This is a genomic window from Stenotrophomonas sp. YJH_SMC_40 (assembly GCF_059368615.1).
Genome location: NZ_JCAFRX010000004.1, coordinates 398,392 through 414,472 on the forward strand (window position 1 = coordinate 398,392; position 16,081 = coordinate 414,472).

Below are 16,081 nucleotides of genomic sequence, written 5' to 3' on the forward strand. Positions count from 1 at the left end.
AGTGCCGGCCGCTGGCCGGCACCCCTGCGATCAGCCGAGGATGCCCGGCAGATCCAGCCCCTTTTCCTTCGCGCATTCAATCGCGATCTCATAGCCCGCGTCGGCATGGCGCATCACGCCGGTGGCCGGGTCGTTCCACAGCACGCGGCCAATCCGCTTGGCCGCTGCCTCGGTGCCGTCGCAGACGATCACCATGCCGGCGTGCTGCGAGAAGCCCATGCCGACGCCACCACCGTGATGCAGCGACACCCAGGTCGCGCCGCTGGCGGTGTTGAGCAGGGCGTTCAGCAGCGGCCAGTCGGACACCGCGTCGGAGCCGTCGGCCATCGCTTCGGTTTCGCGGTTCGGCGAGGCGACGCTGCCACTGTCCAGATGGTCGCGACCGATCACCACCGGCGCCTTCAGTTCGCCGTTGGCGACCATCTCGTTGAACGCCAGGCCAAGTCGATCACGATCACCCAGGCCGACCCAGCAGATGCGCGCCGGCAGGCCCTGGAACTTGATCTTCTCGGCGGCCATGTCCAGCCAGCGGTGCAGGTGCGGGTTGTCCGGAATCAGTTCCTTCACCTTGGCATCGGTCTTGGCGATGTCTTCCGGGTCGCCACTCAGTGCCGCCCAACGGAACGGGCCGATGCCACGGCAGAACAGCGGGCGGATGTAGGCCGGCACGAAACCCGGGAAATCGAAGGCATTGGCCACACCTTCTTCCAGCGCCATCTGCCGCAGGTTGTTGCCGTAGTCCACGGTCGGCACGCCCAGCGCGTGGAAGCCGAGCATGGCGCGGATGTGGTTGGCCATCGATGCGCGCGCGGCCTTCTCCACTTCCTTGGGGGCGGAAACGCGCTTCTCGTCCCACTGCTCGACCGTCCAGCCCTGCGGCAGGTAGCCGTTCACCGGGTCGTGCGCGGAGGTCTGGTCGGTCAGCAGGTCCGGCTTCACGCCGCGCTTGAGCAGTTCGGCCAGCACATCGGCAACGTTGCCGAGCAGGCCCACCGACTTCGGCGTACCGGCCTTGCACGACTCGTCGATCAGCCGCAGCGCTTCATCCAGGTTGTCGGTCCAGGTATCCAGGTAGCCGGTGCGCAGGCGCATGTCGATGCTGCTCTTGCGGCATTCGACGGCCAGGCAGGAGGCGCCGGCCATCACGGCAGCCAGCGGCTGTGCACCACCCATGCCGCCGAGGCCACCGGTGAACAGCCATTTCCCGGTCAGGTCGCCGCCGAAATGCTGGCGCCCCATTTCCACGAAGGTCTCGTAGGTGCCCTGCACGATGCCCTGCGCACCGATGTAGATCCAGCTGCCGGCGGTCATCTGGCCGTACATGGCCAGGCCCTTCTTATCCAGCTCGTTGAAGTGGTCCCAGTTGGCCCAGCGCGGCACCAGGTTGGAATTGGCGATCAGCACGCGCGGTGCATCGGCGTGGGTGCGGAACACGCCCACTGGCTTGCCGGACTGCACCAGCAGGGTCTGGTCATCGTCCAGACGCTTGAGCGTTTCGACGATGGCGTCGAAGCTCTCCCAGTCGCGTGCGGCGCGGCCGATGCCGCCATACACCACCAGTTCCTGCGGGCGCTCGGCCACGTCCGGGTGCAGGTTGTTCATCAGCATGCGCAGCGGTGCTTCGGTCAGCCAGCTCTTGGCGTTCAGCGTGGTGCCGGTCGGCGCGGCGATGGTGCGGGACGGGTCGTTGCGGGTCATGCGGCGCTCCGGTTCGTAGCGAATTCAAGGCAGGCGTTGAGCACCTGCGCCAGGGTGTGGCGCAGTGGTGCGGCGTGGTCGGGGTCGAGCGGGGTGGGCCAGCTGTGTTCGTCCACCTGGTCCGGCAGGGGTTCGTGCATGTAGCCGCGGCAGGCCAGTTCCATCTGCAGGCTGTGCACGCCGCCGGCGATGTTGCTGTAGTGGCGGGTGATCCAGCCGCCCTTGAAGCGGCCGTTGCGCACCTGGCTCATGCCACTGATCTTCAGCAGGTTTTCCACCACGTCGCTCAGGGCGTTGTCGCAGGAGGTGTCCGGTGCGCCGGACGGACCGGCAGTCCCCAGGTTGAACTGCGGCAGTTCGCCCTCGAACAGGTGCGGGATATGCGAGCGGATCGAGTGTGCGTCGTACACCACCACGGTGCCGTGGCGTGCACGCAGGCGCGTGATCTGCGAAGCCAGCGCATCGTGGTAGGGCAGGAAATACGTGTCGCGGCGCCGGGCGATCTCGGCGTCATCCGGCTCGCGCCCAGCGTGATAGAGCGGCTGGTTGTCGAAGGTGGTCAGCGGGCACAGGCCGGTGGTGTTCTGGCCCGGGTACAGCGAGACCCCGCTGGGGTCACGGTTGAGGTCGATCACCGAACGCGAGATTGCCGAGCGCACCGTGGTCGCGCCCATGCCACGCACGAAGTCGTACAGCTCGTGCACCCACCAGTCGGCATCGCGGCGGGCCAGCCACGGCGAGTGGTAGTCGCCGATCAGATCGTGCGGCAGCTCGCTGCCGGTATGTGGAAAGCTGACGATCAACGGGGCGTCGCCCTCGTGCACCGTCAACCATTCGGGATGGGCATTCATGCCTGCGGTTCCACGGTCGGCAGCAGCTCTCCCAGGCCCTGCGCCAGCGCGCCACTGCGCACCAGATTCGTGGCGGTCACCATGTCGAGGTGGAAATAGCGGTCTTCTTCCAGCGTCGGCACCTGCGCACGCAGCGTGGCGCGCACGGCTTCCAGCGCGGCACTGGAGCGCAGCGGCGCATGGAAGTCGCAGCCCTGCGCCGCGGCCAGCAGTTCGATGCCGATCACGTTGGCCGCGTTCTCGGCCATCTGCATCAGGCGCCGCGCACCGTGCGCGGCCATCGACACGTGGTCTTCCTGGTTGGCCGAGGTCGGGATCGAATCAACACTGGCCGGGTAGGCGCGCTGCTTGTTTTCCGAGACCAGCGCAGCGGCGGTCACCTGCGGAATCATGAAGCCGGAATTCAGGCCAGGACGCGGGGTCAGGAACGCCGGCAGGCCGGACAGCGCCGGGTCCACCAGCATCGCCAGGCGGCGCTCGCTGATCGAACCGATCTCGCACACCGCCATCGCCAGCATGTCGGCGGCAAAGGCGACTGGCTCGGCGTGGAAGTTGCCGCCAGACAGTGCTTCGCCGGTATCGGTGAACACCAGCGGATTGTCGGACACGCCGTTGGCTTCGATTTCCAGCGTGGTCGCGGCCTGGCGCAGGATGTCCAGCGCCGCGCCCATCACCTGCGGCTGGCAGCGCAGACAGTACGGATCCTGCACGCGCACGTCGTTGTCACGGTGCGACTCGCGGATGCCCGAGCCCTGCATCAGCGTGCGCAGGGTGGCGGCGGTGGCGATCTGCCCGCGCTGGCCGCGGATGGCGTGGATACGCGGGTCGAACGGGGTGTCCGAGCCCTTGGCCGCTTCCACCGACAACGCGCCGGTCACCAGCGCGGCCTGGAACACGGTCTCGATCTCGAACAGGCCGGCCAGCGCATAGGCGGTGGAGAACTGGGTGCCGTTGAGCAGCGCCAGGCCTTCCTTCGCGCCCAGTTCGATCGGCTGCAGGCCGGCACGTGCCAGGGCATCGACCGCTGGCAGGCGCTCGTCACCGATGAAGGCTTCGCCCACGCCCAGCATCACGCTGGCCAGGTGCGAGAGCGGCGCGAGGTCGCCCGAGGCGCCGACCGAACCCTGCGCCGGTACCACCGGCAGCACGCTCTTGACCAGCATCGCTTCGAGCAGCCGCAGGGTTTCCTCGCGCACGCCGGAAGCGCCCTGCGCGAGGCTGACCAGCTTCAGCGCCATCATCAGCCGTACCACGCTGGCCGGCATCGGTTCGCCCACGCCAGCAGCGTGCGAGAGCACGATATTGCGCTGCAGGGTGGCCAGGTCCTCGCGCTCGATGCGCACGCTGGCCAGCTTGCCGAAGCCGGTGTTGATGCCATACACCGGCGCACCCTTGGCGACGATGGCGGCGACTGCAGCAGCACTGGCGCGCACTACCGGCAGCGCGGCGGGATCCAGTGCCAGCGGCGCGCCGCGATAGACCTGCCGCCACTGGGCGAGAGTGACGTGGCCGGGGCGAAGAACCAGGGTGTTGCTCATGTGTTGCTCCAGGAGGCAGGCAGGTCGGGCTGCCCGCGCACCACGCGCGCGTGCAGCGGGTTGAATCCAATGCGATAGACCAGGTCGGCGGGGGCGTCGATGTCCCAGATCGCCAGGTCGCAGTCCATGCCCACGGCCAGGCGGCCGATGCGATCCCCACGGCCCAGCGCGCGCGCCGCTTCACGGGTGAAGCCGGCGATGCACTCGTCCACGGTCAGGCGGAACAGGGTGGCGCCCATGTTCATCGCCAGCAGCGGGCTGGTCAGTGGCGAGGTGCCCGGGTTGCTGTCGGTGGCAAGGGCCAGCGGCACGCCGGCCGCACGCAGCGCGCCGATCGGCGGCAGGGTGGTATCGCGGGTGAAATAGAAGGCACCGGGCAGCAGCACGGCGACAGTGCCGGCCGCGGCCATCGCGGTGATGCCGGCGTCATCCAGATGTTCGATATGGTCGGCCGAGAGTGCACCGAAACTGGCGGCCAGTTCGGCGCCATGCTGGTTGCTCAGCTGCTCGGCATGGATCTTCACCGCCAGCCCGTTGGCGCGCGCCGCCTCGAAGACCTGCCGCGCCTGCGCCGGCGAGAAGGCGATGTTCTCGCAGAACACGTCCACCGCTTCGGCCAGGCCTTCGGCGGCGATGGCCGGAATCATCACGTTGCACACCTCGTCGGTGTATTCCTGTGCCTCGCGGCCTGGCGGAATCGCGTGTGCGCCGAGGAAGGTGGTCACCACGTTGACCCGGCACTCCTCGCCCAGCGCACGTGCGACCTGCAGCTGCTTGCGTTCGTCGGGCAGGGTCAGGCCGTAGCCGGACTTGATCTCGATCGTGGTCACGCCTTCGGCACGCATCGCCAGCAGGCGCGGCCGGCTTTCGCGGGCCAGCTGTTCCGGGGTGGCAGCACGGGTGGCGCGCACGGTGGAGACGATGCCGCCGCCGGCACGGGCGATCTCGGCATAGCTGACGCCCTGCAGGCGCTGCTCGAATTCGTTGGCACGGTTGCCGGCGTAGACCAGGTGGGTGTGGCAGTCGATCAGGCCGGGCGAGATCCAGCGGCCTTCGCCATCGATGCGGGTGGTCGGCTGCAGGTGGGCGTCGCTGCCGGCCGGGCCGACATGGACGATGCGGCCGCCAGCGCAGGCCAGTACGCCATCGCGGATGACACCCAGCCCCTCGCCATCGAGGGTCATCAGGTGGACATTGGACCAGAGGGTATCGACGTGCATGGCATCCACAACGCGGCTGTGCTTATATGTCTATACAATATAGGCGTCCATTTCGGGTTGTCCAGCCATGTCCGATTCGCGTTCCCCACACTGTTTCCATGCCGCCCATGCCCTGCTGGCCGATGGCTGGGCCCGCGATGTCCGCCTGCAGGTGCAGGACGGCCGCGTCACGGCGATCCATACGGGGCAGGGCGCCCAGCACGGCGACACCCGCGTCGACATCCTGGTGCCGGGCCTACCCAACCTGCACAGCCACGCCTTCCAGCGCGGCATGGCCGGGCTGACCGAGATCGGCGGCGGCGACGGTGACAGCTTCTGGAGCTGGCGTGAACTGATGTACCGCTTCCTGGCCCATCTGCGCCCGGACGCAGTGCAGGCCATCGCCGCCCAGGCCTACATGGAAATGCTGGAAAGCGGCTTCACCCGCGTCGGCGAATTCCATTACCTGCACCACGACGCCGATGGTCGCGCCTATGCCAATCGCGCTGAGATGAGTGCGCGGATCGCGGCGGCGGCCGACCAGACCGGTATCGGCCTGACCCTGCTGCCGGTGTTCTATGCACATGCCGATTTCGGTGGCGCGCCGCCGAATCCGGCGCAGCGTCGCCTGATCCACGATGTGGACGGTTTCGCGCAGCTGCTGGACGCCGCCAAGCCGGCACTGGCCGCGCTGCCGGATGCGGTGCTCGGCATCGCGCCGCACAGCCTGCGTGCAGTCACCGGCGAGGAATTGAGTGCGTTGCTGCCGCTGACCGACGGCCCGGTGCACATCCATATCGCCGAGCAGATGCGTGAAGTCGAGGCCTGCCTGGCCTGGAGCGGCCAGCGTCCGGTGCAGTGGCTGTACGACCATGCACCGGTGGATGCGCGCTGGTGCCTGGTGCACGCCACCCACATCACCGACGATGAGCGCGCCGCCATCGTGGCCAGCCAGGCCGTGGCCGGCCTGTGCCCGATCACCGAAGCCAATCTGGGCGACGGCCTGTTCCCGATGCAGGCGTTCGCGCGCGAGGGCGGGCGCTTCGGTGTCGGCTCCGATTCCAATGTGCTGATCGATGCGGCCGAAGAACTGCGCCTGCTCGAATACGGCCAGCGCCTGACCCTGCGCGGTCGCAACGTGCTGGCCCCGGATGCCACCCGCAGTACCGGCCGCTTCCTGTTCGAAGGCGCACTGCACGGTGGTGCACAGGCGCTGGGCGTGGCCGCTGGCCTGCAGATCGGCGGCAGTGCCGACCTGGTCGAACTGGATGCCGGGCACCCGGCGCTGCAGGCGCGACAGGATGACGCATGGCTTGACAGCTGGGTGTTCGCCGCACGTAATGGCGCGCTGCGATCGGTCTGGCGCCATGGCCGCCAATGCGTGGCCGAGGGCCGCCACCTGCAGCGCGAGGCGATCACCACCGCCTTTACCGCCGCCCTGCGTGGCGTGCTGGGCTGATCGCCTCCCGCTACCGAGACCCCATTACGTGAAGGCCAGCAAGTCCGCCACGCTCAACCAGCGTATCCGCAGCGATCTGGAAAGCCGCATCCTCAGCGGAGAATGGGCGCCGGGCTTCCGGATTCCGTACGAGCACGAGCTGATGGAGCAGTACGGCTGCTCGCGGATGACGGTGAACAAAGTGCTGACCGCGTTGGCCGAGAGCGGCATGATCGAGCGTCGCCGCCGTGCCGGTTCGTTCGTGGCGCGGCAACCCCCGCACCTGGAGCAGGTGGCGCTGGAGATCCCCGATATCGCGATGGAGGTTGGCTCGCGCGGCCACCAGTACACCTATCGCCTGCTGCAGCGCGACCTGCGCCTTGCCGATGCCGGCAATGCCGGTGAAGTCGAGCTGGCCGGACAGGAAAACCTGCTGGCGATGCGCTGCCTGCATCTGGCCGATGGTCGCCCGCTGGCGCTGGAGCATCGCCTGATCAGCCCGGTGGGCGTGCCTGAGGTACTGGAGGTCGACTTCAGCACTACCGCGCCGGGCAGCTGGCTGCTGCAGAACGTGTCGTGGACCCGTGCCCAGCACCGCATCAGTGCCTGGGGGGCAGATACCGCCACCGCCAAGCTGCTGGACGTGAAGCCCGGTACCGCCTGCTTGGTGATCGAACGCCTGACCTGGCGTGGCGAACAGCCGATCACCCGCGTGCGCCAGGTGTTCCTGGGGGATGCCTGGGACCTGGTGGCGCGCTTCGCGCCGGGCGCGCGATAGGGATTCCCTCCACGCATGGCGTGGATCTACTGGGCCGGAACGACTGTCGCCTTGAACTCTGTCGGGGCGTGTGTGCGATGTGTATCGTCCTTGCATGAAGAGCAGGGACCTCATCCGGGATCTGGAAGCGGCATGTTGGATCTGTCGTCGGATCCGCGGATCCCATCATGTATTCGTGCACCCGCAGCACCCTCACATCATCACCGTTCCTCACCCAAGGAAGGATCTGGGGAAGGGCTGGTGCAGGCGTTGCGGAAGCTCGCAGGACTGACGTAGGAGGGCCCATGCGATATCCAGTCCTGATCGAGGCAGGCGATGAGCGCACCGCGTGGGGTGTGGTCGTTCCAGATCTGCCGGGGTGCTTCTCGGCGGCCGACACGCTTGATGATGCGCTCAGCGCTGCCGAGGAAGCTGCGCTCGCCTGGATTGATGCGGCGCTGGATGAGGGGCGCTCGATTCCGACACCTTCCGCGCCACAGAAGATCGCCGCCGAGGCATCCAAGGACATCCGTTGGATTCTTGCGTACATCTGCATTGATCCGGCTCTGCTGGACGACACCATCGAGCGGGTCAATATCAGCCTGCCACGCCGGATCCTGGCGAGGCTGGATGCGCAGGCCAGAGCGGCGGGTGAATCGCGCTCCAGTTACATCGCCCATCTCGCGGCATTGGGCTGAGCAGGCGCCATGTGGAGCCGAGCCGATGCTCGGCTGCTGTTCGCGCGTGGCTCAACTCTGCAAAGGCATCCACGCGTGGCGTGGATCTACCAAGGGGGCGCGCATCGGGGTTCAGTAAATCCACGCCACGGTGGATGCGGCCCCATCAGTACGTGGCGCACTGCCGCCAGCGCACCGGCTCATCCACGCCGGGGCGGGCGTTGAGCTGGATGCGCACGTTGCGCAGGGCGGGGTAGTGCAGCACTTCCTCGCAGACCTGCGGCCACACCGCGTCCAGCTCGCCCGTGCGGTTGATCGCCAGCGTTTGGCGGGTCAGCCAGACCCCGCTGGCGATACCGGGCTTGCCGGCCAAGGCGCGGGACAGATCGGCCTGGAAGCGCTCCAGCGTGGCGGCATCCGGGTTGGGGTTGCTGCGCGCGTCGGCTGAGGGCGCGGCCAGTGCAGGCGCAGGGGCCGGCGGCGTGGTGGCGGGGGCCGACGCCGGTTCGGGCGCCGCTTCAACCGCAGGTGCAACCGGCGCGGGGGTGTCCGCCACCTCGGCAACAGGCGGGGTGTCCTGCACATGCAAGCCTTGCAGGCTCAATCCCACCAGCAGGCCCAGCGTGACCGCGCCGAGCGCGGCAATGGCGATCCGGCGCAGGGCTTCATGGCGGGCGCTGGCACGCACACGGGTTTCGATTTCCGCCGGCAGGTAGGGCTGCAGCAGCGGCCACAGGCGTGGACCGTCCAGCACCTCGACCGCCTGCTTCTCGGCAGCGCTGCGCCCGTCGCGTTCCATCCGGCCTTCGGTCAGCAGCACGCCGCCCTTGGCGCCGGCCAGGCGCGCAGCAGCCCCCAGCTCGTTCACTGCGGCGGTGCCGATACGGTAGGCAAGGCCATGCTTGCAGGACACCAGCCACTGGTTGGGGCCGTCGCTGAGCAGGAAGTCGCTGCTTGGCTCGCGGGATTCCTCCGCCGGGTCATTCAGTTCACGCAGGCCGCGCTGTTCGCGCAGCATGCGCTTGACCAGTACCGAGAACTCGCGCCAGTGCGTGCCCGCCAGGGCTTGCAGGCCGAGTTGCATCTCCTTCTGCCGCCGCTTGATCCACCACAGATAGACAACAGCCAGGGAACAGGTAAGCAGGGCCGACAGCAGGGCCAGGATCCAAGGGAGCATGCAGGAGGTGCGCGGAAGGGGCGAATGCGGAAGACGACAGTGTAAAGGTCGCACTATCCGGCTGGGTCAGGACGTTCCTGACAGGAAGCGTGATGGAACGCTCAGATCGGCATACGGCGGGCACGAAAAACCCGCCAATCCTGAAGCCGTGAGGGGAGGGAACAAACGGCAGCCGAAGCGATTGGCGGGTTGCTCGCGATTGTCAATCAAATTTTATTGCATTGCAACAATGGCCGGTCAGGGCACGCTGCCTGGCGACTGATGGCTGCCCGGGGCGGGAGCATCGGCGCCCGAGGCCGCACGGTTTTCCAGCTTGGCCAGCCGCGCGTGCAGGGCGTCGATACGGGCTTCCAGCGCGGTCACCTCATCGGCAGTTGGGACATGCAGGCGCTTGAGCACGCCCTGCACCTGGTCATCGAAGGCCTTTTCGACCTTGTTCCAGGTGCCAGAGGCCTTCTCGCGGGCCTCATCCAGCGAGGATTCCACGTTGTCGCGCCAGCCCGGGCCCTGTTCGCCGTGGCGTTCACGGCGGCGGGCCTCCCAGGCTTCGCCTTCCTTCACCAGGCCGTCGAAGAAGCGGCTGCCTTCGGCCTGTGCACGGCCAAGAGCGCCCAGGCCGGCCAGCCAGACCTGCTGCGCCGAGTCACTCAGCTTGCGCGAGAAGCGCTCGGCCTGGTCACCGAACGAGGCGTCGTCGTTGCGGCGGTCATCGTTTTCGTACTGGTTCATCGCACTTCCCGTGGGAGTTGGGCCTGCCCCGAGAGTAGCGCGCGATGGCGTTGCACGGCCGTGACGGCCGCCGCCGGGGTTCAGCCCAGCTTTTCCTTCAGCACGCGCTGGATCTCGCCCTCGACCATGCCCTTCATCGCCGACAGCAGGAAGCCCAGCTTGGCGGTGACGCGCACGGCGCCCGGCTGCAGTTCGATCGCACCGTCCACGCCGCTGCCAGAGAAGTTCAGCACGTCGGCGGCCCAGGACGACTTCAGGCCGAAGCGCTCGGACAGCTTGGCGGCGACCTGTTCGATCGCGGCGCGTGCCTGCGCGTCGGGCAGGGCGTGGGCGTGGCGGACATCGATGGTGGACATGCAGGCTCCTGGCGCAGGGCGGGGATGATCAATGAGGGCGAGCATTGTGCGCATCGAGGGCCGTCGCGCCAAGCACTCATCGCAGGTTCTTCTTCGTTGGCGGCCAACCTGCTAGGCTGCGCCGCGTGCAGAACCTGCTTGTTCACTTCAGTCAACAACAACAGCCCGACCAGCCGCTGCGGCCCGGGGTGCAACGCATCGTGCGCCAGGCCAACGGCAGCGTGCGGCTCGGCGACGCCGGCCACGGCGCTCTGCTGCTGGCGCAGTTCTGCATGGACGATCGCGGCCTGTGGCTGCAGGTCGGCAACGGTATCCGTGGCATCCACGTGAATGGTCGGCCGGTGCGCCGCATGGCGCTGCTGCGTGCAGGCGATGCGGTCTATGTGGACGGCGTGGAGATGGTGCTGCAGGGCGAGGTCGAGAGCCTGCTGCAGGCACCCGCGCCGAAGAACGACGATGGCACCGATGAGCAGCAGCGCCTGCTGCGCGGTGTCGGCGGCCTGCATCATGGCCGCAGCTATACGCTGTCGCGGGCACGCTTGATCGGCCGCGGCAGCGACGCCGACATCGCCATCGACGATCCGGCCTTCGCCGAACAGCACGCCCGCGTGGAAGTGCACGGTGATCGTGTGCTGCTGCGCGACCTCGGCAGTGCCGACGGCACCCGGGTCAACGGCGTAGCCGTGCGCCACTGCTGGCTGCAGGCCGGCGACCAGGTGGTGTTCGATGGCCAGCATCGTTTTGTGCTGGAAGTGCCGCATGATCCACGTCGGCGGCCGTTGCCGGCCGAGGACGAGTCCGGCGAGGACGCGGAACAGGCGCCGGTGCTGCCGGTGACGCCGCGCAGGGTCCGGCGCTGGCCGTGGCTGCTGGCCAGCGCCTTGTTGCTGGCGGCAGTGCTCAGCCTGCTGCTCTGGTTCGGCGCGCGCTGACGGTCGCGCGGTGACGGTAGTGCCGGCCGCTGGCCGGCAACCGCCGCCCTGAATCCATGAGGTTGCCGGCCAGCGGCCGGCACTACCCGGTCGCGTCGCCAATGGATTCCAATGAAACCAAATTTCCCTTGCGCCACAAGGCCGCAAGGCTGGTGCACTGCGGCATACTAGGGGTCTTGCCCCACAGGTGTGACATGACGCGCGCGTTCAACTTCAGTGCCGGCCCTGCGACCTTGCCGGAATCGGTCCTGCGCCAGGCGCAGGCGGAAATGCTGGACTGGCACGGGTCCGGCGCTTCGATCGTGGAAATGAGCCATCGCGGCGCGGAATTCATGTCCGTGGCTGCCGAAGCCGAGGCCGACCTGCGTCGCCTGCTCGACATCCCCGACGACTATGCGGTGCTGTTCCTGTCCGGTGGCGCCACCACCCAGCAGGCGCTGATCCCGCTCAACTTCGCCAGCCCCGGCCAGCGTGCCGACTACGTGGTCAGTGGTCACTGGGGCAAGACCGCGGTCAAGCAGGCCGGGGTCTACGTCGACGTCAACATCGCCGCCAGCAGCGAGGCCCACGGCTACCGCGAGCTGCCGGCGCGTGCCGACTGGCAGCTGTCGCGCGATGCCGCCTACGTGCACATCACCGCCAACGAGACCATTCACGGCGTCGAATTCCGTGATGTGCCCGATACCGGCAACGTCCCGCTGATCGCCGACTTCAGCTCGTCCATCGCCAGCGAACCGCTGGATGTGCGCCGTTATGGTGTGATCTACGCCGGCGCGCAGAAGAACCTGGGCCCGGTCGGCATCGCGGTGATGATCATCCGCCGCGACCTGCTCGAGCGCAGTGGCCAGCCGCGCGCGGACATCTTCGATTACCGCTCGCACGTCGCCCGCGATTCGATGCTCAACACCCCGCCGACCTGGAACTGGTATCTGGCCGGCCTCGTGTTCAAGTGGATGCTGGCCGAGGGCGGCGTGACCGAATTCGCCAAGCGCAACGCCGCCAAGGCCGCGCTGGTGTACGGCGCCATCGACGGCTCCGGCGGCTTCTACCGCAATGAAGTCGCACATGCGGCCCGTTCGCGCATGAACATTCCGTTCTTCCTGCCCGATGTCGAACTCGACGCCCGCTTCGTCGCCGAAGCCAAGGCCGCTGGCCTGCTGGCGCTGAAGGGCCACAAGGTGGTCGGCGGCATCCGGGCTTCGCTGTACAACGCCATGCCGCTGGCCGGGGCCGAGGCGCTGGTCGCCTTCATGGCCGATTTCCAGCAGCGTCACGGTTGAGCAATGAACGGCGCGCACCGTCGGGTGCGTGCCCCGCAACAGGGAATTCCGATGGCAAGCAGCAAATCCAGCAAGAAGGTGCCGAAGAAGGCCGAACCGGCCAAGGACAGCGCCTCCACCAAGGCCAAGGGCAAGAGCACGTCCAAGGCTGCGTCGAACCCGGCGCCCACCCTGGCGCCGCTGGCGCTGGCCGATGTGCGTTCGAAGATCGACCAGATCGACCGCGACATCCAGAGCCTGATCGCCGAGCGCGCACGTTTCGCCCACCAGGTCGGCAAGGCCAAGGGCAAGCTGGCTGCTGCCGTCGACTACTACCGCCCCGAGCGCGAAGCGCAGGTGCTGCGCATGGTGGTGGACCGCAACGAAGGCCCGCTCAGCGATGAACTGCTGGTGCACGTCTACCGCGAGATTATGTCGGCCTGCCTGGCGCAGCAGGAGCCGCTGAAGATCGGCTACCTCGGCCCGGAAGGCACCTTCAGCCAGCAGGCGGTGCTCAAGCATTTCGGCCGCTCCGCGCTGGGCCTGCCGATGGCCAGCATCGAGGAAGTGTTCCAGGAAGTGGAAGCGGGCAACGCCGATTTCGGTGTGGTGCCGGTGGAGAATTCGGGGCAGGGCACCATCCAGATCACCCTGGACATGTTCCTGACCTCCAACCTGAAGATCTGTGGCGAAGTGGAACTGCGCGTGCAGCAGTACCTGATGTCGCGCAGCGGCCGCATCGAGGACATCGAGCGCATCTACGCACACCCGCAGTCGTTCATGCAGACCTCGGCGTGGCTGCGCGCCAACCTGCCGAAGGCCGAGAAGATTCCGGTATCCAGCAACGCCGAAGGTGCGCGCCGTGCGCGCAACGCCGACGACGCGGCGGCCATCGGCGGCGAGAGTGCCGGCCACGTGTACGGCCTGAAGAAGGTGGTCACCAAGCCGATCCAGAACGATGCCGACAACACCACCCGCTTCCTGGTGGTGGGCCGCAACATCTTCCCGACCTCCGGCCACGACCGCACCTCGGTGCTGGTGTTCATCCATGACAAGCCCGGTGCGCTGTTCGACGTGCTCAGCCCGTTCGCCCGCCACGGCATCAGCATGAACCGCATCGAGTCGCGGCCGTCGCACCACGGCAAGTGGGAGTACGGCTTCTTCATCGACCTGGCCGGCCACATCGACGACGCGCCGATGCAGGCCGCACTGGCCGAACTGGAAGCGCACTCGGCGCAGATCAAGGTGCTGGGCTCCTATCCGGTGGCCGTGCCCTGAGTGCTGCTGCGGCGGCCCTGGCCGCCGCTCCCTGATGCATCGCCGGCGCTGCCGGCGTTTACGGAATGATCGAACGATGAGCAACGCGCAACACTGGATCGCCCGCAAGGGCCAGCCGCTGCAGGGCAGCCTGACCATTCCCGGCGACAAGTCGGTCTCGCACCGCTCGGTGATGTTCGCCGCGCTGGCCGATGGCACCTCGCATATCGAAGGCTTCCTGGAAGGCGAAGACACCCGCGCTACCGCGCGCATCTTCAGCCAGCTGGGCGTGCGCATCGAAACCCCCAGCGCGTCGCAGCGCATCGTGCACGGCGTCGGTATCGACGGCCTGAAGGCGCCGGATGCGCCGCTGGACTGCGGCAACGCCGGTACCGGCATGCGCCTGCTGGCCGGCCTGCTGGCAGGCCAGGCCTTCGACTGCACGCTCATCGGCGATGAGTCGCTGTCCGGCCGACCGATGCGCCGCGTCACCGGCCCGCTGTCGCAGATGGGCGCGAAGATCGACACCCAGGATGACGGCACGCCGCCGCTGCACGTGCATGGCGGCCAGACGCTGCATGGCATCGACTTCGCCTCGCCGGTGGCCAGCGCGCAGATCAAGTCGGCGGTGTTGCTGGCAGGCCTGTACGCACAGGGCGAAACCAGCGTTGTCGAGCCGCACCCGACCCGCGACTACACCGAACGCATGCTGTCCGCGTTCGGCGTGGACATCGAATTCTCGCCGGGCAAGGCGCGCCTGCGCGGCGGCCAACGCCTTCGTGCCACGGATATCGTGGTGCCGGCCGACTTCTCGTCTGCGGCGTTCTATCTGGTGGCTGCCAGCATCATCCCGGGCTCCGAGCTGCGCCTGAAGCAGGTTGGCCTGAACCCGCGCCGCACCGGCCTGCTGCACGCGCTGCGCCTGATGGGTGCCGACATCACCGAAGAGAATCCGGCCGAGCAGGGCGGTGAACCGGTGGCGGACCTGGTGGTGCGCTATGCCCCGCTGAAGGGTGCACGCATTCCGGAAGAACTGGTGCCGGACATGATCGACGAGTTCCCGGCGCTGTTCGTGGCGGCAGCTGCTGCAGAAGGCCAGACCGTGGTGACCGGCGCCGCCGAGCTGCGGGTGAAGGAATCCGATCGTCTCGCAGCGATGGCCACCGGCCTGCGCGCGCTGGGCATGCAGGTGGACGAAACTGAAGACGGTGCCACCCTGCATGGTGGCGTGCGCCTGGGCAGCGGCACCATCGAAAGCCACGGCGACCACCGCATCGCCATGGCGTTCGCCATTGCCGGCCAGATCAGTGACGGCGAAGTGCGCATCAACGATATCGCCAACGTCGCCACGTCCTTCCCGGACTTCGACGGCCTGGCCCGCAGCGCCGGATTCAACCTGGCCTGATCGTCACTGCATCCGCCGGGTCATGCCCGGCGGATCGCAATGCCCGGTAGGTGCCGACCTTGGTTGGCACGCACACATCTCCCGGTAGGTGCCAACCTTGGTTGGCACGCTTTCCCGCATAAAAGGACGGAGGCCGAAGCCTCCGTCTAAACATCACGAACCCCTCGTCCGCGATCAACGCTGCTCGGTACGGAAATCCACCGGGACCCGCACCACGCTGGCGATGGCACGGCCTTCGTGCATCGCCGGCTGGAACTTCCAGTTCTGCACGGTGCTCAGCACTGCGCGGTCCAGATCGCGACTGCGCTCGCCGCTGCGCGAAACGATCGCGGCATTGGCGACGTTGCCGCGGGTATCGACACTCAGGCTGGCGATCACGCTGCCCTGCACGCCACTACGCAGCGCAGCGGCGGGGTAGGTGGGCATGCGGTTGCTGGCCAGCGGGCGGGCCTCACGATTGCGCACTACCGGCGCGGCCTTCCGCGAAGCAGTAGCCGGGGCTGCCTGGCGCGCGGCAGGGGCCGCTGCATCCGTCACCGCTGCCTGCTCGGGGGCTGGAAGCATGCGCTCACCGACCGGTGCCGGTGCCACGTCTTCCTGGTTTGAATGACGCAGCCAGAGCAGGGCGGCAGCAAACATCGCCACGATCAGCGCGATCCACATCCAGGGCGAAGTGGGTTTGTGCTGCAGGCTGGAATCCTCCTGCAGATGCGGCGAATGAAGGTCTTCGTGGGTGGTGGCAGTCATCGCTAACTCCTTCCGTCAATGGACGACGTGGGCAGTGTTGCCCGAGCCACGGACGAGAAGT

General features: G+C 67.7%; 16 protein-coding genes. 8 read left to right on the forward strand and 8 right to left on the reverse strand.

From position 1 onward, the window contains the following. Positions 1-30 precede the first annotated feature (30 nt). The 4 genes from hutU to hutI are packed head-to-tail and all read right to left on the reverse strand — an operon-like array spanning position 31 to position 5,307. Entirely contained in the window at positions 31-1,698 is a 1,668-nt protein-coding gene (hutU, locus tag AC5P6X_RS10185; RefSeq protein WP_049449037.1) for a urocanate hydratase, read from the reverse strand. Continuing rightward, a complete protein-coding gene (hutG, locus tag AC5P6X_RS10190; protein WP_108270214.1) occupies positions 1,695-2,549 on the reverse strand; it encodes an N-formylglutamate deformylase in 855 nt (284 codons plus the stop codon). Before hutG ends, hutU begins: the two co-directional genes overlap by 4 nt. After that, positions 2,546-4,087 carry a histidine ammonia-lyase gene (gene hutH / locus AC5P6X_RS10195; RefSeq protein ID WP_108270213.1) on the reverse strand — a complete coding sequence of 514 codons (1,542 nt, stop codon included), beginning with the start codon at positions 4,085-4,087 and terminating at the stop codon, positions 2,546-2,548. Before hutH ends, hutG begins: the two co-directional genes overlap by 4 nt. Beyond that, complete coding sequence (gene hutI / locus AC5P6X_RS10200; RefSeq protein WP_088436601.1) at positions 4,084-5,307, reverse strand: imidazolonepropionase; 1,224 nt, start codon at positions 5,305-5,307, stop codon at positions 4,084-4,086. The genes hutH and hutI overlap by 4 nt, the downstream gene beginning before the upstream one ends. Positions 5,308-5,374: 67 nt before the next feature. Here hutI and AC5P6X_RS10205 point away from each other — a divergent pair, with 67 nt between their 5' ends. From AC5P6X_RS10205 to AC5P6X_RS10220, 4 genes are all read left to right on the forward strand, one after another. Further along, positions 5,375-6,745, forward strand: coding sequence for a formimidoylglutamate deiminase (locus tag AC5P6X_RS10205; RefSeq protein ID WP_088436584.1), 1,371 nt, complete (start codon positions 5,375-5,377; stop codon positions 6,743-6,745). Between the two features lie 28 nt (positions 6,746-6,773). Continuing rightward, positions 6,774-7,502, forward strand: a complete 729-nt coding sequence (gene hutC, locus AC5P6X_RS10210) for a histidine utilization transcriptional repressor HutC (RefSeq protein WP_005410189.1) — start codon at positions 6,774-6,776, stop codon at positions 7,500-7,502. A gap of 94 nt (positions 7,503-7,596) precedes the next feature. Continuing rightward, complete coding sequence (locus AC5P6X_RS10215; RefSeq protein ID WP_076738546.1) at positions 7,597-7,773, forward strand: type II toxin-antitoxin system HicA family toxin; 177 nt, start codon at positions 7,597-7,599, stop codon at positions 7,771-7,773. A gap of 13 nt (positions 7,774-7,786) precedes the next feature. After that, on the forward strand, positions 7,787-8,179 hold the full coding sequence (locus AC5P6X_RS10220; protein ID WP_005410188.1) for a type II toxin-antitoxin system HicB family antitoxin: 393 nt from the start codon (positions 7,787-7,789) through the stop codon (positions 8,177-8,179). Between the two features lie 145 nt (positions 8,180-8,324). Here AC5P6X_RS10220 and AC5P6X_RS10225 read toward each other — a convergent pair whose 3' ends face one another. The 3 genes from AC5P6X_RS10225 to AC5P6X_RS10235 all read right to left on the reverse strand — a co-directional run bounded on the left by AC5P6X_RS10225 (position 8,325) and on the right by AC5P6X_RS10235 (position 10,420). After that, positions 8,325-9,335 (reverse strand): restriction endonuclease, encoded by a 1,011-nt coding sequence (locus AC5P6X_RS10225; RefSeq protein ID WP_108270212.1) that lies wholly within the window; start codon positions 9,333-9,335, stop codon positions 8,325-8,327. A 237-nt stretch (positions 9,336-9,572) separates the two neighbouring features. Then, positions 9,573-10,064, reverse strand: a complete 492-nt coding sequence (locus AC5P6X_RS10230; RefSeq protein WP_024956383.1) for a phasin family protein — start codon at positions 10,062-10,064, stop codon at positions 9,573-9,575. Between the two features lie 80 nt (positions 10,065-10,144). Further along, the gene (locus AC5P6X_RS10235; protein ID WP_005410185.1) at positions 10,145-10,420 is read right to left on the reverse strand and encodes a polyhydroxyalkanoic acid system family protein; all 276 of its coding nucleotides are present in this window, start codon (positions 10,418-10,420) and stop codon (positions 10,145-10,147) included. 125 nt (positions 10,421-10,545) lie between these two features. Here AC5P6X_RS10235 and AC5P6X_RS10240 point away from each other — a divergent pair, with 125 nt between their 5' ends. The 4 genes from AC5P6X_RS10240 (at position 10,546) to aroA (ending at position 15,273) form a co-directional block, all read left to right on the forward strand. Further along, the gene (locus AC5P6X_RS10240; RefSeq protein WP_005410184.1) at positions 10,546-11,352 is read left to right on the forward strand and encodes an FHA domain-containing protein; all 807 of its coding nucleotides are present in this window, start codon (positions 10,546-10,548) and stop codon (positions 11,350-11,352) included. A gap of 194 nt (positions 11,353-11,546) precedes the next feature. Next, complete coding sequence (gene serC / locus AC5P6X_RS10245) at positions 11,547-12,632, forward strand: 3-phosphoserine/phosphohydroxythreonine transaminase (RefSeq protein ID WP_088436586.1); 1,086 nt, start codon at positions 11,547-11,549, stop codon at positions 12,630-12,632. A 51-nt stretch (positions 12,633-12,683) separates the two neighbouring features. Further along, positions 12,684-13,889: a prephenate dehydratase gene (pheA, locus tag AC5P6X_RS10250; protein ID WP_024956386.1), complete on the forward strand. Its 1,206-nt coding sequence runs from the start codon at positions 12,684-12,686 to the stop codon at positions 13,887-13,889. A gap of 76 nt (positions 13,890-13,965) precedes the next feature. Beyond that, complete coding sequence (gene aroA, locus AC5P6X_RS10255; protein ID WP_024956387.1) at positions 13,966-15,273, forward strand: 3-phosphoshikimate 1-carboxyvinyltransferase; 1,308 nt, start codon at positions 13,966-13,968, stop codon at positions 15,271-15,273. 174 nt (positions 15,274-15,447) lie between these two features. Here the strand turns inward: aroA and AC5P6X_RS10260 are convergent, their stop codons facing one another. Then, positions 15,448-16,020, reverse strand: a complete 573-nt coding sequence (locus AC5P6X_RS10260) for an energy transducer TonB (RefSeq protein WP_049449052.1) — start codon at positions 16,018-16,020, stop codon at positions 15,448-15,450. Positions 16,021-16,081 lie beyond the last annotated feature (61 nt).

What these genes read in the sequence shown, in the direction of transcription:
- hutU (WP_049449037.1), bottom strand. Translation starts at nt 1,698, where the DNA reads ATGACCCGCAACGACCCGTCCCGCACCATCGCCGCGCCGACCGGCACC.
- hutG (WP_108270214.1), bottom strand. Translation starts at nt 2,549, where the DNA reads ATGAATGCCCATCCCGAATGGTTGACGGTGCACGAGGGCGACGCCCCG.
- hutH (WP_108270213.1), bottom strand. Translation starts at nt 4,087, where the DNA reads ATGAGCAACACCCTGGTTCTTCGCCCCGGCCACGTCACTCTCGCCCAG.
- hutI (WP_088436601.1), bottom strand. Translation starts at nt 5,307, where the DNA reads ATGCACGTCGATACCCTCTGGTCCAATGTCCACCTGATGACCCTCGAT.
- AC5P6X_RS10205 (WP_088436584.1), top strand. Translation starts at nt 5,375, where the DNA reads ATGTCCGATTCGCGTTCCCCACACTGTTTCCATGCCGCCCATGCCCTG.
- AC5P6X_RS10215 (WP_076738546.1), top strand. Translation starts at nt 7,597, where the DNA reads ATGAAGAGCAGGGACCTCATCCGGGATCTGGAAGCGGCATGTTGGATC.
- AC5P6X_RS10220 (WP_005410188.1), top strand. Translation starts at nt 7,787, where the DNA reads ATGCGATATCCAGTCCTGATCGAGGCAGGCGATGAGCGCACCGCGTGG.
- AC5P6X_RS10225 (WP_108270212.1), bottom strand. Translation starts at nt 9,335, where the DNA reads ATGCTCCCTTGGATCCTGGCCCTGCTGTCGGCCCTGCTTACCTGTTCC.
- AC5P6X_RS10230 (WP_024956383.1), bottom strand. Translation starts at nt 10,064, where the DNA reads ATGAACCAGTACGAAAACGATGACCGCCGCAACGACGACGCCTCGTTC.
- AC5P6X_RS10235 (WP_005410185.1), bottom strand. Translation starts at nt 10,420, where the DNA reads ATGTCCACCATCGATGTCCGCCACGCCCACGCCCTGCCCGACGCGCAG.
- serC (WP_088436586.1), top strand. Translation starts at nt 11,547, where the DNA reads ATGACGCGCGCGTTCAACTTCAGTGCCGGCCCTGCGACCTTGCCGGAA.
- pheA (WP_024956386.1), top strand. Translation starts at nt 12,684, where the DNA reads ATGGCAAGCAGCAAATCCAGCAAGAAGGTGCCGAAGAAGGCCGAACCG.
- aroA (WP_024956387.1), top strand. Translation starts at nt 13,966, where the DNA reads ATGAGCAACGCGCAACACTGGATCGCCCGCAAGGGCCAGCCGCTGCAG.
- AC5P6X_RS10260 (WP_049449052.1), bottom strand. Translation starts at nt 16,020, where the DNA reads ATGACTGCCACCACCCACGAAGACCTTCATTCGCCGCATCTGCAGGAG.